A 15,047-nucleotide genomic window follows, 5' to 3' on the forward strand; every position below is an offset into this window, starting at 1 on the left:
CGATCTCCTGGTAGTAGCCCTCGACGTTGGACGGCATTGGAAATGCCCTGGCATCCCGCGAAGGCTGTTGGAAATGCCCTGGCATCCCGCGAAGGCTGAACTGATCCTCCCCCGGTCTCACGGACACCTCTGATACGCTCGTTACGGGCGGGGAAGGTGTTTGATGGCAAAAACGAGACGCGAGTTCACCCCCGAGTTCAAACGCGAGGCGGTAGCGCTGTTGGAGAGCAGCGGCCGACCACAGATGCAGATCGCGGCCGAACTCGGGATCCAACCCTCCATGCTAAGGCAGTGGCGCACGACGCTGATGGGGAGCCCTCCATCGCTGCGCGCAGCCGGATCGCCAGGAACCGCATCCGCGAGCCCGGTGGCTTCCCCCTCCGACCAAGCGGCCGAGATTGCTCGCCTGCGGCGTGAACTCGACCGGACGCGCATGGAGCGCGACGTCCTAAAAAAAGCGATCGGCATCTTTGCGGAGATGCCCAAGTGACGTTCGCCTTCATCGAGCAGCATGCGAGCACCTGGCCGGTGCGTCTCATGTGCCGCGTGCTCGAAGTCTCCTCCAGCGGTTACTACGATTGGCGATCATGCCCCGAGAGCGCCCAGGCGACGTCCAATCGGCAACTTTTGGATGACGTCCGGCGCCTCCACGCCGGGCATTGCGGAGATGCCCAAGTGACGTTCGCCTTCATCGAGCAGCATGCGAGCACCTGGCCGGTGCGTCTCATGTGCCGCGTGCTCGAAGTCTCCTCCAGCGGTTACTACGATTGGCGATCACGCCCCGAGAGCGCCCAGGCGACGTCCAATCGGCAACTTTTGGATGACGTCCGGCGCCTCCACGCCGGGCATCACAGSCGCTACGGCTCGCCTCGGATCCATGCCGCCTTGCTCGCGGAAGGACGAACGGCCAGCCGCGGGCGGGTGGAGCGTCTGATGCGCCGTCATGGCATTCGGGCTCTGGCAGGGCGTCGATTCCGGCCCTGCACGACCGACAGCCGTCACGACCTGCCGATCGCGCCCAACCTCCTGAAGCAGCAGTTCTCGGCGGCATTGCCCAACACGGTCTGGCTCGCCGACATCACCTACCTCCCCACCGGAGAGGGCTGGCTCGATCGCGCCCAACCTCCTGAAGCAGCAGTTCTCGGCGGCATTGCCCAACACGGTCTGGCTCGCCGACATCACCTACCTCCCCACCGGAGAGGGCTGGCTCCACCTGGCCGCCGTCCTCGATCTCGCCACCCGCAAGATCGTCGGCTGGTCCATGCGCGAGCACATGCGGACGGAGCTGACCTCGGCCGCCCTGATGATGGCCACCCAACGGCAGCGACCGGGGGCCGGCCTCATCTGTCACTCGGATCGCGGCAGCCAATACGCCGCCGAGGCCTACAGAGCGCAGCTCGCCGACATGAAGGCGACGCCCTCCATGAGCCGGACCGGCTGCTGCTACGATAACGCCCCGATGGAAAGCTTCTTCCACACCCTCAAGGTCGAACTCGTCCACCAGCGACGATGGGCGACCCGGGACGAGGCCCGACGCGACCTGTTCGCCTACATCGAAGGCTACGACAATCGACAGCGCATCCACTCGGCACTCGGTTATATCACGCCCGAGCAAGCCGAACGGATAGGACTCTCGGGGCGACGAGGACATGCTCGTCCACCAGCGACGATGGGCGACCCGGGACGAGGCCCGACGCGACCTGTTCGCCTACATCGAAGGCTACGACAATCGACAGCGCATCCACTCGGCACTCGGTTATATCACGCCCGAGCAAGCCGAACGGAACGCGAGCTAAACCCCCCGTCCGTGGAACCAGGGGAGGATCAGCCCATTCCTCCTCGGAAACGTCGGACGGGTGAGCGGCGTGCGAAGCGGTCACGCCTCCTTCGTCTGGATTCCCATCTTCACCGCTCCATGACAGCCTCGAGGATACGTCTCGCGACGTCGCACGGGCACCGTGAAACCGCTCAGCGGACGGGGTCGCGCTGCGCCATCGCGGTCGCGGAGCGCGATTTCTGCATCACGCCCTCGATCTGCTCCCGCTGACGGGTGAACTCCGCCAGCATTCGGCCGTCGAGCTCGCGTCCACGGGGAACGCGGATCTTCATGGGGTCGACGAAGTGACCGTTGATGATCACCTCGTAATGGAGGTGTGCGCCCGTCGACAGGCCGGTGGACCCGACATAGCCGATCACCTGCCCCTGCCGCACCTTCGCGCCGGCCGTGACCCCGCGGGCGAAGCGAGACATGTGGTTGTAGGTGGTGACGTAGCCGTTGATGTGCTGGACCTCGACCCGCCGTCCATAGCCCGAATCCCAATCGGCCTTGATCACGGTCCCGTTGCCCGCCGCGACGATTGGTGTGCCGATGGGGTTGGACCAATCGACGCCGGTGTGGAGCTTGGCGTAGCCGAGCACTGGGTGGCGCCGGTAACCGAAGCCCGACCGCATGATGCCGTCGGCGATGGGTTTGCGGATGAGGAACTTCTTGAGCGACCGCCCCTGTTCGTCGAGGTAGTCGATGGTGCCGTCGTCGGGTGACTGGAACCGGTAGACCTTGCGCGGTTCGCCACCGAGGTTGAGCGACGCGTAGAGAAGGTCCGGTCGCTCCGACGCGGTCTGTCCCGTCTCCTCGTCGAAGGTGTAGAACACGTCGAGGGCGTCGCCCGGCGAGATTCGGCGCTGGAAATCGACATCGTAGCCGAAGATCCGCACGAGATCCTCGACGGTGGTGCGCGGCAGGTCGTGCCGGGCCGCCGTCTCGTAGAGGCTCTGGTAGAGCCTCGGCCCCGAGCCGCCGTCCTCCTCCTCGTCCTCCGCCGCCGTCTCGGTCTTGCCGGAGGCCTTCGCGGCCGGCGCCCCGTCCGTGGGCGGGGCGACCGACACGAAGGCGCCCCGATCGTTGATGGCCGCGATGCCCTCGATGCCACCCTCTCCGTAAAGGATGAGCCGCGTCACCTGCCTTGGATCGCCGGGCTTCGGGCCGGGCGCGATCTGCAGGCGGAACTGCTGCCCCTCGGTGAGTTCGGCGATGCGTCCGCGCCCGCCCAGGGCCGAGACGATGCCGCGGATCTGCTCCTCGCTGGCCTGCCCCGTCGCACGCAGGACCATGTCCAGGGTCTCGCCACGCTTGAGCGCGAGGTCGCGCTCGTCGACGAGGGATACGTCGCCGGCCCGCAGTCCGACCTTGGCGAGCTTCGTCACGTTCTCGGGCACCACGAGCACGTCGATGGACTGGAACGGACTTTTCCCGACGGGTGCGGCCGGCCCATCGAAATCAGGCGTGACCCCACCCTGCTGCAGGGTGCGCGACAGCATGATCTGCGGCGCCACCGGCACGGCACTGCGCCGGCCGGCCTCGGTGGTGAGGCGGCGCTCCTCCTCGACCTGCGCGACGACATCGTCGTCCGTGAGGGCGGGTGCGCCGGGATCGACAGCGAGGCCGACCAAGTCCTGCTTGACCACCGACACCTCGCCGCCCGGCCCCTCGGCGAGGCCGGGATCCGCGGCACGCTCCGCCGGTTCGTCGGAGGTGAACTTCATCGGATCGAAGCGGGGCATCTCGGCCGCGAACACGCCCGTCGTCATGGATAGGGCCGTGGTGACGCGGACGAAGGGGCGGACCTTGATGATCTCCCGGTCGGCGAGCCGCACGGTGACGGGCGCCCGAAAACTCTGCTTGGCCGAGGCGATCATCAGGTTGCGCACGAGGCGGTCGCCCTTGCGGGCCAAGGCGATGTCGTCATCGCTCGGAGCCGGACGGACGACCACGGCCGCCCGCTCGGGGATCGCCGCGAAGGAGATGTCGCTCTGAAAGGAGACGTGGATCGCCGCACCGATGAGACCCGCTCCGGTCAGGCCCGTGAGGGTGCTGGCGCAGAGCCAGCGCAGATTGACCTCGCGTCGGTCGATCCGCGGTGCATCGGGCCCGAGCAGGTCGAGGGGCGGTTCGATCCCGTTCTGGGAGCGCGGAGTCGCACGCGCATCCTGGGTCGGGGCCGGATGGCCGATCTTGAGGCGACCGCGCTTCACGAAGAACCCTTGCGACACTGCCGGGCGAACTGGGGGCGCCCTTGCCCGGCGGGTCTAGGATGTCGAAGGTCAGCATGTCGAGAGTGAGGCGAGGCGCGGCGACCGCACGGCGCGATCGCCCCTCGCCCACACCCGTGCCTGCGATCCTTCACGGTTCAGGGGCCAACCGGGCCCGCCGCGCCGTCGCGGCGACCTGTTCGGGCGTCGGAGGATTCGCGGGACGACGATTCCAGCACAGTGGCGTGCTCCGCCTTGTCGCGCTTCCCGCACCCCCGCTGGCGTAGTGGAACTCGCCGGCCCTGAGCTTGCCGAATTGGCCGCCGTTCCCCCCGCTCGCACCCGGAATTTCCCGGGCGGCCGCGATGGTGCCAGGCGCAACCGTGTGCTGGAAGTGTTGCCTCGTGCGGTTCGAGACGACCTGGGCGTGGTTTCCTTCGGAAACTCAGGTCTCGACGGTCGCCCCGAGGCCGTCCCGGCAGCCCTGCGCCACGAACTCGCTCCCGCTGTCGAGGCTCGGCGGAGCTTTCTGGGCTTGGCAGTCGTGCTGACCCGGGAGGTGGCTCCGTGTCTCGGCCATGACGTAGAGGCGGCCGTGCAGCGGGGCATTCGACTCGATCCAGTCGAACAGCGCGATCTGGAGGCGGTCGACGAAATCCTCGCCCGACGCCGCCCAAGCGAGGCGCCGACAGGTTGCTCGACGAAACGCGCGTGCGTGCAGGGTCGGGGCCGGAAAACAATTGGCTTTGGCCGAAGGCGGTACCGTCGACCGGCAGGAGCGGGTTCGTCGCAATGGCGGCTGGCGCTGGACCGCCAGGGCTTGCGCATTCGGCGAGGCGCTGTCGATCTCCCACCGGGGCCGCGAACCGGGCCGGCCTTTCCCTGCTCACACACCCGTTGCACCCAACGGCGCCATGGGCTAGATCTTCGCCGCGGTCAGCACCCGTAGCTCAGCTGGATAGAGCGTTGCCCTCCGAAGGCAAAGGTCACACGTTCGAATCGTGTCGGGTGCGCCAATCATCAAGCCATTGGTCTCGCTTATGATTCGGCCCCGCGTTTCAACCTCCCCATGGCGTCGTTGATCGACCTGTCGCCCGTTTTGTCACAGGTAACGGGTTTCGAATCACGGCTGCCATTCGTCGGCGCAGTCGATCCTGGCAGGTTCAAGTGCGAGGCGCTGCCCCGCCTCGTCACGATCATTCTCTTCGAAAAGTGAAACCGTATCGTGGGCAGAAGCGCAGGCGCGTGAAGCCCAACGGCGAAGGCGTCTCTGCAAAGTCATGTGAGCCAGAGCATGCTGATGCCAGGGCGAATCGCTCGTGGCGCTCGCCCGCCATCAGCACCGTAGTGCTGGGTGCACAACCGCCTTCGGCGCGCAGAGGCAGCTTGGTCGACAACCCGCCCTGGCTGCGCCCAGGGGCGCCCCCCGCCTTCGACCGTGCCCTCATCCCCCAATGGCGCCGGACCGGCGTGCAGGTGGACGCGCACCACCGTGGTGTCCACGAAGTGCAGGTCCCAGTCGAGGTCGCCTCGGGCATCGGCTTGCGCCTGCAGGCGCCGCCGCACCCGGTCGAACACGGCTGGCCTGCCGCCCGCGATGGACCCGGCTCGACCCGGTCCCGACAGCACCATAGCGGGCCGGCAGATCCGCCCAGGGTGCGCCGCTCCGCAAGATCCACAGCGTAGTGTTCAGAATTTGCCGGTTGTCCTCGGAAGAAGGGCCCGTGCGTAGCTGCTGCGGAGGCAGCAGCGGAGCGATCGGCTCCCACTGCGCACCGGTCAGTTCGTAGCGTCGCATCCCGTCCACCTGGGGTCGATCACCCCGCCGATGAACCCTTCGCAGAGACGCCCTATGACGCGGTGTGTCGGCTGATCTGCCAGGTGGCGGCGCGCGCAGGGGGGGCCGGAGGCGAGGTCCGAGCCAGCACCGGGGCGTGTCGACGGCTGGAACCGGACCTTCGAGCCGGTATCGATCGCGGAGGCGCGCTGGGGCCCGACCACCTACGGCCACGATACCAACGGTCAGGTGACGGAGGCGCGGCGACGGACTGGCGGAGCGCTTCGATGACGATCTGGCCCTGAACGGGGCGGCGTTCCACGTGGTGGATGCGGGTCGGGGCGGTCTGGCGCAGGCGGCACGCCTGCCGGAAGCGGCAACCGACAAACGCCCGGGGGCGCCTTCGACGCGACGGGATCAACCCGGAGACGGTCGCCGAGTAGAAGAAGCGGGCCTGGGTCGCCGACCAGCGCACGGGATCGAAGAATCGCCGTTCGCCGGTACTGACGGTGCTGAGCGCTGTGTCGAATTTGTCTGGAAGCCCAAGCCGACGCGACACGAAGTTTCGTCGGCAAGGCTCGTCTCGGCGTCGTGCAGGGAGAAGATCGATGCGCTTCGAGCACGGCATGTGAAAACAACAGTCTGCAAAGTGGCAGAATTTTGATATTCAGTACTCTTGATGCGAGCCGTTCCTTTGGAGATACAGAGATCGTCTTTCCTTTTTCTAACAACAGCGAGAAGCGTGCGCCGTGCTTGCACCGACCCGTCGCGTCTTCCTGTCCGGCGCCCTGGCCCTGAGCATCGCACCGGCCCGCGCCGCATCGACGCCCCTGCGGGTCGTGGCCTCCTCGCTGCCGCATACGGAGATCCTCGAATTCGTCGGCGAAAAGCTCGCCCCCGAACTGCCTCTGAAGATCATCGAGATCTCGGGCGATCTGCGCCCGAATGCCCTGCTGCGTGACGGCGACGCCGATGCCAACTTCTTCCAGCACGTCCCCTTCCTCCGCTCGGAGGAAGCCGCCATGGGAATGCGCTTCGCCGTCGTCGCGGCGGTGCATGTCGAGCCCCTGGGATTGTACAGCCGCCGCGCCACGTCGCTCGCGGCCCTCCCGAGTGGCGGTACCGTCGCCCTGTCGAACAGCGTCTCCAACACCGGCCGCGGGCTGTCGCTGCTTCAAGCGAACGGCTTGATCCGACTGCGGGCGAGGGACGCGGGCGTGGCCGCGACCGTGGACGACATCGTCGAGAACCCGAAGAACTTCCGCTTCGTCGAGATCGCACCTCCGCAACTGCCGCGCTCCCTCGACGACGTGGCGCTCGCGGTGATCAACGGCAACTACGCGTTGGAAGCGGGGCTGGAGCCCGCGCGGGATGCGTTGGCCCTCGAAGCCGCCGAGGGCAACCCGTATGCGAACGTCCTCGTCACCACCGAGGGCTTGGCGAAGGATTCCCGCGTGCTGCGCCTCGGAACCCTGCTGACCTCGGCCGAAGTCGCTGGGTTCATCCGCAACCGCTACCGCGGCTCGGTCGTCCCTGTCCGCCCGTCCTGACCGGCGCGGGTGGGGTGAGACCGGCCGCCACCCTTCGAGATCCACAGCCTGCCCTGCCTTCGCCGAGTCGGGCGACCGGAGTCCACGACCGATGCGCTTCCTGAAGACCCTCGCCATCGCCTTCCTGTCCATGGGTACGATGGCGGCCCAGGCAGAGACCTTGACGATCGGTACCGTGCCGGGCGCCTACAGCGACGCCATCACCGCGGCCGCCAAGGAGGCCAAGGAGCAGGGCATTGTGGTGAAGGTGATCGAGTTCAGCGACTGGACGACGCCCAACGTCGCCCTCGATGCCGGCGACATCGACCTGAACTTCTTCCAGCATCGCCCCTTCATGGAGAACGCCGCGAAGCAGAAAGGCTACCGGTTCGACATCGTCGGGCTCGGCATCCTGCAGAACATCGGGCTGTTCTCGCTTAAGCATAAGAGCCTCGACGGGATCCCGGCGGGGGGCAAGGTCGCCATCGCCAACGACCCGGTTAACCAGGGCCGAGGCCTGCTGCTGCTGCAGAAGGCCGGCCTCATCAAGCTCAAGGACGGTGTCGGCTTCCTCGGTACCGTCGACGACATCGTCGAGAACCCGAAGAAGCTGAAATTCACCGAGGTCGAGGGTCCGCAATTGGTGCGGATCACCGGCGATGTCGATCTCGCCCAGGGCTACCCGCATTTCATCGTCGCCGCCGGGGCCTTCGACCCGAAGAGCGGGCTGATCTATTCCGGGATCGAGGACAAGCTGTTCGCCGTAAGCTTCGTCACGAAAGCCACCCGCAAGGACGATCCGACCATCCGAAAATTCGTCCAGATCTTCCAGAACTCCGAGGCCGTGAAGCAGAAGATCCACACATCGTTCGCCGGCAGCGAAAAGCTGTACCTGCTCGCGTGGCAGAACTGACCATGGTGAGCCTGGCTTTGGATCGCCTCGGGGCGACGGGTTCGGCCCGGTCGAAGGCGATCGGCCTGGACGCGATCCCCGCCGCCCGGACCGAAGCGGGCCGGCGCTGCACCGGCACCGTGCGGTTCGAGAACGTCTCGAAGACATATCGCTCTGCGGGTGGCGAGGTCCGTGCCCTCGACGACGTCAGCCTCGACGTTCCGTCCGGCGCGATCCTCGGCATCATCGGCCGCTCGGGTGCCGGCAAGTCGACCTTGCTCCGAACCGTCAACCGTCTGGAGGCGCCGACGTCGGGACGGGTGCTGGTCGACGACGAGCCGATCGAGGCCCTTCGGACGGACGGCCTCGTGGCCCTGCGCCGCCGCACCGGCATGATCTTCCAGCACTTCAACCTGCTGTCGGCCAAGACCGTCCGGCAGAACGTGGCCCTGCCGCTCAAGGTGGCCGGAATCCGCCCGTCGGAGATCGAAGGCCGGGTGGAAGCGGTGCTGCGCCTCGTCGGTCTCGAAGGCAAGGCGGAGGCCTATCCGTCGCGCCTCTCGGGCGGGCAGAAACAGCGCGTCGGCATCGCCCGCGCCCTGGTCAGCGACCCCGAGATTCTCCTTTGCGACGAGGCGACCTCGGCCCTAGACCCGGAGACCACCCTGTCGATCCTGGGCCTGCTGCGGGATATCAACCGGCGGCTCGGCCTGACCATCATCCTCATCACCCACGAGATGAGCGTGATCCGCGAGATCTGCACGGACGTCGTGGTGCTGGAAGCCGGGCGGATCGCCGAGTCCGGTCCGGTCTGGCGCGTGTTCGGCGCCCCGGAACACCCGGCGACGCGGGCCCTGCTCGCGCCCCTCACCCGCGACCTGCCCGACGATCTGGCGGAGCGGCTCGTGCCGCATCCCGTCCCGGGCGCCCAGGCCGTCCTGCGGATCACCTATTCCGGGGGGTCTGCCCCCGACCTGTCGGCCCTCGTCGCGGCGACGGGCGGCCCGCTGCGGCTCCTGCAGGCGAGCGTCGAGCGCATCCAGGGACACGCCGTCGGCCGCCTGCTGATCGCCGCCGAAAACCGGCAGGCAGAGGCCCGCCTGAGAGCCATCGGGGTCACCGTCGAGGGAATCGGCTATGTCGCCGCAGATGATTGACCGCCTCTGGCAGGCGGCGTTCGACACGATGGTCATGGTGGGCGTCTCGGCGGGAATCGCGGTGGCCGCCGGCATCCCGCTCGCGCTGTTCCTCGTCACCTCCGGGCCGGGCGGAATCTTCCCGGCACCGCGGACGAACCGCTTCGTCGGCCTTCTCGTGAACGGCTTTCGCGCCGTGCCCTTCATCGTGCTCCTGGTCGCGCTGATCCCGTTCACCCGGCTCGTCATGGGAACCACGATCGGTGTCTGGGCGGCCATCGTTCCCCTCGCGGTCAGCGCGACACCCTTCTTCGCGCGAATCGCCGAGGTCTCGCTGCGGCAGGTCGATCCCGGACTGGTCGAGGCGGCCCAGTCCATCGGCTGCCGCCGACGCCACATCCTGCTCCACGTGCTGCTGCCCGAGGCGCTTCCGGGAATCGTCGGCGGCTTCACCATCACGATCGTGTCGATGATCGGGGCCTCGGCCGTGGCCGGCGCGGTCGGCGCGGGTGGGCTCGGCGACGTGGCGATCCGCTACGGCTACCAGCGCTTCGACACCACGGTGATGTCGGTGGTGATCGCGATCCTCATCGTCCTCGTCTGCCTCGTGCAGTTCGCGGGCGACAGCGTGGTGCGGAGGCTCCAGGCACGATGACGGGCGCCGCCAAGCAGATCCGGCTCAACGCGTTCAACATGAACTGCGTCGGTCACATCAACCACGGCCTCTGGACCCATCCGCGCGACCGCTCGGCCGAGTACAACACGCTGCGCTACTGGACGGACCAGGCCAAGCTCCTGGAACGCGGCCTGTTCGACGGGATGTTCATCGCCGACATCCTCGGCGTCTACGACGTCTACGGCGGCGGCATCGACGTGACGGCACGGGAAGCCGTGCAACTGCCGGTGAACGACCCGACGCTGATCGTTCCGGCCATGGCGGCGGTGACGGAGCATCTCGGCTTCGGCGTCACCGTCAACGTCTTCGCGGAAGCGCCCTACACCTTCGCCCGGCGCCTCTCGACGCTCGACCATCTCACCGGCGGGCGGGTCGGCTGGAACATCGTCACCGGCTATCTCGAGAGCGCCCATCGCGGCCGGGGCGAGACCCTTCCGGCGCACGACCGCCGCTACGATTACGCCGATGAGTATCTGGAGGTGCTCTACAAGCTCTGGGAGGGAAGCTGGGACGACGCGGCGGTACGCCGGGACCGCGGGGCACGGGTGTTCGGCGATCCGGCGTTGATCCGGCCGGTCTCCCATCGCGGCGAGTTTCTTTCGGTCGACGGCTACCACTTGTGCGAACCCTCGCCGCAGCGGACGCCCGTGCTCTATCAAGCGGGCGCCTCCGGCCGGGGCCGCGCCTTCGCCGGGCGACACGCCGAGTGCGTGTTCATCTCGGCGCGGGACAAAGCGGCGGCCCGAGACGCCGTCCGGGCGATCCGGGCAGAGGCCGCCGCCGCCGGGCGCGACCCACAGGACGTGAAGGTGTTCATCGGCATCGCCGCCATCCCCGGCCGCACCCGTGCCGAAGCGGAGGATAAGCGCGCCGAGTACATGCGCTACGCCAGCGCCGAGGCCGGGCTCGCCCACTTCTCCGCCTCCACCGGCATCGATTTCGCCCGCTACGGCCTCGACGAGCCGATCCCCTACGCCCCCGGCAACGCGATCCAGTCGGCCACCGCGGCTGCGGCCAAGCGCGGGCTGACCAAACGCGACCTCCTTGCGGAACTCGGCCTCGGCGGCCGCTACGCGGTGCTGACCGGGGACGCTACGTCCATCGCGGACGAACTGCAATCCTGGGTCGAGGAGGGCGAAGTAGACGGGTTCAACCTCAGCCGCATCGTCGTGCCGGAAAGCTTCTCGGACTTCATCGATCTCGTGATCCCCGAGCTTCAGGACCGCGGCCTGTACAAGACCGCCTACGCGCCGGGCTCGTTCAGAAACAAGCTGTTCGGCGCGGGCGACCGCCTACCCGCCCGCCACGCCGCCCAAGCCTACCGAGGCGCCGCCGCCGTGAGCGGCTGACGGCAGACGCCGCGATACCGGCGGGCATGGCCGCGGCGATGGACGGGCGAAGCAGAACACCCCCAAACGCGTCTTGGAGATCGTCGCAGGGAGAGATCCGCAAGTGTCCGGCCGGCGCCGTCGGCCAAGGCAGCGGTGGGATCGTGCTCACAGGCTTCATCCCCCTGATGTCCTCATCCCCCGTGGTATCCTCATCCTCCGTGGTATCTTCATCCCCCGTGGTATCCTCGGGCCGCGTCGTACGGGTAGGCCCGGACGCGTTCACCGACGCGCGCGGGATTCGCGGCGGCGCCGTTGTCAGGCCGCCCGCCGCGCCCGGGGAGGCAGCTCGCGAAGGTGGACTTGGCCGGGTGGGTCCGGGTCGCCGCACAGGAAGGCGAGTGCACCAGGCACCGCGATCGGTGCGCCGCGATCGCCCGGGGTCGCATCCCGAACCTATGTCTTCGCATGAGAAAGCGCGATCCCCGCAGGGAAACGACAGCGCGAGCGCGCGGCGGTCGAACATCCGCGGGCACGCTTCACCGGCTCGGAGCCACCTCCTCAAGACAACCCAGGGTCGCATAGAATACGGATCGCTGGTTCCGGGACGGGACGGCTCGGCACAACAGGACGTCCAGGATCGATTGCTGCGCGACCCAGCACGTGTACCTATGGCTGGATCGGAAGTACAAATCTGTATTTGCGACGATCTCATGAAGACCATCATCGTCCATGTCCCTGCACAACCAAGCAGACCGGCGCGATTTTCCGTGATTCGACCGATCGTCCGGTGTAGGTTTTCTACCGTCCGAGCCTGGAGAGCGCCCCCGTGAACGACCGCCTCTACGGCTTTTACAATTCCGAACTCGAGGCCCTGCGCGGCCTCGGCGGCCGGTTCGCCGAGCGGCATCCGAAAATCGCCGGGCGGCTGCGGCTGTCGCCAGATGCCATCGACGATCCCCATGTGGCCCGGCTGATCGAGAGCTTCGCCTTCATCGCTGCGCGCCTGCGGCTCAAGCTCGACGACGACTTTCCCGAGCTCACCGAGACACTGCTCGAATTCCTCTATCCGCACTACCTCGCGCCGATCCCGGCGCTCGCCGTGACGCAGGTGGCGTTCCCGCCAGACCTCAAGGAGGTCATCACCCTACCGCGCGGCGCCGTGGTCGAGAGCGAGGTGCTGGGGGGCGACGTCTGCCGGTTCCGGACCACGCAGGACGTGGAGCTCTGGCCCGTCCGGGTCGCCTCGGTCGCCCTGACCGGGCGCCCCCTCGTCGCGCCGCCCTGCCCGCATGTCGAGGCGCCCGCCAGCCTGCGGATCGTCCTGGAGACCGTCGATCCGGGCGTGACCTTCACGGATCTCGGCGTCGACCGCCTGCGCTTCTACCTGCGGGCGCCCTGGCAGCCGGCGGTGGCGCTCTACGAACTCCTGCTCAACGACTGCCTCGAGATCGCCCTCGCGGATCACGCCGAGGACGGGGGAGCCGTCTTCATCGGGCCGGACGCGATCCGCGCGGTGGGGTTCGAGCCCGCCGAAGCGGTGCTGCCGCCCGCGCCGCGGTCGCATCCGGCCTACCGCCTGCTGACGGAGTTCTTCGCCTATCCGCAGAAGTTCCTCTTCCTCGACCTGTCGCGCCTCTCGGCGAAGACCCTGCGGCGGGCCGGCAACCGCCTGGAGATCTTCTTCTATCTCGGCCGGCATGCGCAGGAGCTCGAACGGGCCTGCACCGCCGGAACCTTCGCCCTTGCCTGCACGCCGGTCGTCAACCTGTTCGAGCAGCGCGCCGAACCGATCATGCTCACCCAGGTGGCGAGCGAGTACGCTCTCGTGCCCGACGCGCGTAGGCACGCCTCGCGCGAGGTCTACGCGGTGGAACGCGTCACCCTGACCGACCGCGCCGGGATGACCCGCGACGCGAGTCCCCTGTTCGGACGGACGCTGGCCCAGCACGACGCGGTCGGCGCGCTCTACTGGCAGCTGCGCCGCCGGCATCTGGCGGAAGGGGGCGAAGGCACGGATGCCCGGCTCGCCCTCGTCGATGCGGCCGCCTCCCCGGCCTCGCCCACGGATGCGGTCCTCTCCGTCGACACCACCTGCATCAACCGGGACCTGCCCGCCCGCCTGCCCTATGGCGGCGAGCACCCGGTCCTCACGGTGCTGCGCGGACCGGGCGAGGTCGGGCGCCTGAAAGCCCTGACGCCCTTCACCGCCACCCTGCGGCTCACGCCGGGCGACGGCCTCCTGTGGCGGCTGATCTCGCACCTGACGCTCAACCACCTGTCGCTCTCCAACGGCGAGGGCGGACCGGAGGCGCTGCGCGAGATCCTGCGGCTCTACGACTTTCGCGATGCGCCGGAGACCCGCACCCTCATCGACGGGATCGTGTCCGTCACGCACCGGCGCGCGACGGCGCGGGTGGCCGAGGGCGGTCTCGCACGCGGCCTCGACATCGAGGTGGAGATGGACCGCCGCTACATCGATCCGGGCGCGGCCTTCCTGCTCGGGCAGGTGCTCGACCGTTTCTTCGGCCTCTACGTCAACCTCAACAGCTTCACGCGCCTGACCCTGCGGATGCGCGGGGCCGCCCGGGCGCTGAAGACATGGCCCGCCCGCTCCGGCGCCAGGCCGCTCGTATGAGCCCGCGCGTTGGAAAGGCCGTCCCGGAGCGGCTCGGCGACAAGCTCGCCGCCGAGATCGACCGCTTCGAGCCGTTCGAGGGCTTGCGCCTCGTCGAGGCGTTCGGCCCCGGGCCCGCGCCGGACGAGGCGGAGGCCCCGGCCGATCGGCCCCTCGCGACGGGCGCCCTGACGAGCCGGCACGTCGCCACGCCCCTCGTGCCGGGCGGTCGCTTCGGCCTGGACCGGAGCGGGATTCCCGAGATCGCCTTCGTCGGGCTCGCCGGCCCCCTCGGCCCGCTGCCGCCGATCTACACCGAGGTGGCGCTCAAGGAACGCAAGGCGCGCAATCCGGGATTCGCGGCCTTCCTCGACGTATTCGTCGCCCGGATCACGACGGCCTTCCTGGACACCTCCGAGAAGTATCGGCTTCCGGCCCTGGTGGCGCGCCGCGGCAGCGGCGGGGCCAACCGCATGACGGAGGCGTTGCGCGCCCTCATGGGCCTCGGCCTGCCGTCGCATCGGGGCCGGCTCGCCACCCCGGACGCCGAACTCCTGCCCTATGCGGGCCTGCTCGGGCGGGACGTGCGCTCGGCCGCGGGCCTCGAAGTGCTCCTGGCCGACCGGCTCGGCACGCCGATCCGGGTCGCGCCGTTCATCGCACGGTGGCTGCCCATCGCCCCCGCCGAGCAGAGCCGCCTTGCCGGGCCGAACCCGGCCTTCGGACGCCTCGGCGTCGATGCCGTCGCGGGCTCGGGGATCATGGATGCCTCCAGCACCTTCCGGGTGGTGGTGGGGCCCCTCGACGCGGCGACCTTCGCGGCCTTCGCGCCCGACGGGACGCGGATGGCGGAACTGGTGGAGCTCGTGCGGCTCTACATGGACCCCGGCCTCGACTTCGACGTCCAGATCATCCTGCGCAGGGACGACGTGCCCGAGTGCCGACTCGGCCCGGCCGCCCCGTCCCTCGGCTGGAACGCCTGGCTGCGCCAGCTGCCCGCCGAGCGCGACGCCGATCAGTCGGTGCACGATCCCATGCGGGGCGCGCACTGAGCCCGACGCCG

General features: G+C 68.5%; 10 protein-coding genes, 1 tRNA gene and 3 pseudogenes. 11 read left to right on the forward strand and 3 right to left on the reverse strand.

The genetic code is table 11. The annotated features are described in order from the left end of the window. Positions 1-163 precede the first annotated feature (163 nt). The 3 genes and pseudogenes from ASF52_RS10430 to ASF52_RS22005 form a co-directional block, all read left to right on the forward strand. A pseudogene (locus ASF52_RS10430) lies at positions 164-660 on the forward strand (transposase); the annotation flags it as partial. Further along, positions 661-1,624 (forward strand): annotated as a pseudogene (locus ASF52_RS10435) (IS3 family transposase); the annotation flags it as partial. Between the two features lie 25 nt (positions 1,625-1,649). After that, a complete protein-coding gene (locus ASF52_RS22005) occupies positions 1,650-1,796 on the forward strand; it encodes an IS3 family transposase (protein ID WP_082515301.1) in 147 nt (48 codons plus the stop codon). A 172-nt stretch (positions 1,797-1,968) separates the two neighbouring features. On the opposite strand, the gene ASF52_RS10440 is transcribed toward ASF52_RS22005, so the two are convergent. Both ASF52_RS10440 and ASF52_RS10445 read right to left on the reverse strand, forming a co-directional pair. Then, positions 1,969-4,032: a M23 family metallopeptidase gene (locus ASF52_RS10440; RefSeq protein WP_056172142.1), complete on the reverse strand. Its 2,064-nt coding sequence runs from the start codon at positions 4,030-4,032 to the stop codon at positions 1,969-1,971. A gap of 442 nt (positions 4,033-4,474) precedes the next feature. Then, positions 4,475-4,822, reverse strand: coding sequence for a hypothetical protein (locus tag ASF52_RS10445; RefSeq protein ID WP_056171537.1), 348 nt, complete (start codon positions 4,820-4,822; stop codon positions 4,475-4,477). Between the two features lie 146 nt (positions 4,823-4,968). Between ASF52_RS10445 and ASF52_RS10450 the strand changes: the two genes are divergently transcribed. Beyond that, a tRNA-Arg gene (locus tag ASF52_RS10450) sits at positions 4,969-5,045 on the forward strand. 207 nt (positions 5,046-5,252) lie between these two features. Here ASF52_RS10450 and ASF52_RS22010 read toward each other — a convergent pair. Next, a pseudogene (locus tag ASF52_RS22010) lies at positions 5,253-5,827 on the reverse strand (IS5 family transposase); the annotation flags it as partial. 728 nt (positions 5,828-6,555) lie between these two features. On the opposite strand from ASF52_RS22010, the gene ASF52_RS10455 reads away from it, so the two are divergent. From ASF52_RS10455 to tssG, 7 genes are all read left to right on the forward strand, one after another. Next, positions 6,556-7,356, forward strand: coding sequence for a MetQ/NlpA family ABC transporter substrate-binding protein (locus tag ASF52_RS10455; RefSeq protein WP_244473777.1), 801 nt, complete (start codon positions 6,556-6,558; stop codon positions 7,354-7,356). Positions 7,357-7,447: 91 nt separating this feature from the next. Then, complete coding sequence (locus ASF52_RS10460; RefSeq protein ID WP_056171539.1) at positions 7,448-8,248, forward strand: MetQ/NlpA family ABC transporter substrate-binding protein; 801 nt, start codon at positions 7,448-7,450, stop codon at positions 8,246-8,248. A gap of 2 nt (positions 8,249-8,250) precedes the next feature. After that, positions 8,251-9,384 carry an ATP-binding cassette domain-containing protein gene (locus ASF52_RS10465; RefSeq protein ID WP_082515281.1) on the forward strand — a complete coding sequence of 378 codons (1,134 nt, stop codon included), beginning with the start codon at positions 8,251-8,253 and terminating at the stop codon, positions 9,382-9,384. Next, a complete protein-coding gene (locus ASF52_RS10470) occupies positions 9,365-10,018 on the forward strand; it encodes a methionine ABC transporter permease (RefSeq protein ID WP_056172147.1) in 654 nt (217 codons plus the stop codon). Before ASF52_RS10465 ends, ASF52_RS10470 begins: the two co-directional genes overlap by 20 nt. Continuing rightward, positions 10,015-11,388 carry an LLM class flavin-dependent oxidoreductase gene (locus ASF52_RS10475; protein ID WP_056171541.1) on the forward strand — a complete coding sequence of 458 codons (1,374 nt, stop codon included), beginning with the start codon at positions 10,015-10,017 and terminating at the stop codon, positions 11,386-11,388. The genes ASF52_RS10470 and ASF52_RS10475 overlap by 4 nt, the downstream gene beginning before the upstream one ends. Positions 11,389-12,196: 808 nt before the next feature. Further along, complete coding sequence (gene tssF / locus ASF52_RS10480; RefSeq protein ID WP_056171543.1) at positions 12,197-14,005, forward strand: type VI secretion system baseplate subunit TssF; 1,809 nt, start codon at positions 12,197-12,199, stop codon at positions 14,003-14,005. Further along, positions 14,002-15,036, forward strand: coding sequence for a type VI secretion system baseplate subunit TssG (gene tssG / locus ASF52_RS10485; protein WP_162241023.1), 1,035 nt, complete (start codon positions 14,002-14,004; stop codon positions 15,034-15,036). The genes tssF and tssG overlap by 4 nt, the downstream gene beginning before the upstream one ends. The last annotated feature ends 11 nt before the right edge of the window (positions 15,037-15,047 follow it).

It is taken from the genome of Methylobacterium sp. Leaf112, from assembly GCF_001423295.1.
In the GTDB taxonomy this organism is placed as follows: domain Bacteria; phylum Pseudomonadota; class Alphaproteobacteria; order Rhizobiales; family Beijerinckiaceae; genus Methylobacterium.

Bases quoted from the DNA above. Each gene is read 5' to 3' on its own strand.
- ASF52_RS22005 (WP_082515301.1), top strand. From the start codon at position 1,650: ATGCTCGTCCACCAGCGACGATGGGCGACCCGGGACGAGGCCCGACGC.
- ASF52_RS10460 (WP_056171539.1), top strand. From the start codon at position 7,448: ATGCGCTTCCTGAAGACCCTCGCCATCGCCTTCCTGTCCATGGGTACG.
- ASF52_RS10465 (WP_082515281.1), top strand. From the start codon at position 8,251: ATGGTGAGCCTGGCTTTGGATCGCCTCGGGGCGACGGGTTCGGCCCGG.
- ASF52_RS10470 (WP_056172147.1), top strand. From the start codon at position 9,365: ATGTCGCCGCAGATGATTGACCGCCTCTGGCAGGCGGCGTTCGACACG.
- ASF52_RS10475 (WP_056171541.1), top strand. From the start codon at position 10,015: ATGACGGGCGCCGCCAAGCAGATCCGGCTCAACGCGTTCAACATGAAC.
- tssG (WP_162241023.1), top strand. From the start codon at position 14,002: ATGAGCCCGCGCGTTGGAAAGGCCGTCCCGGAGCGGCTCGGCGACAAG.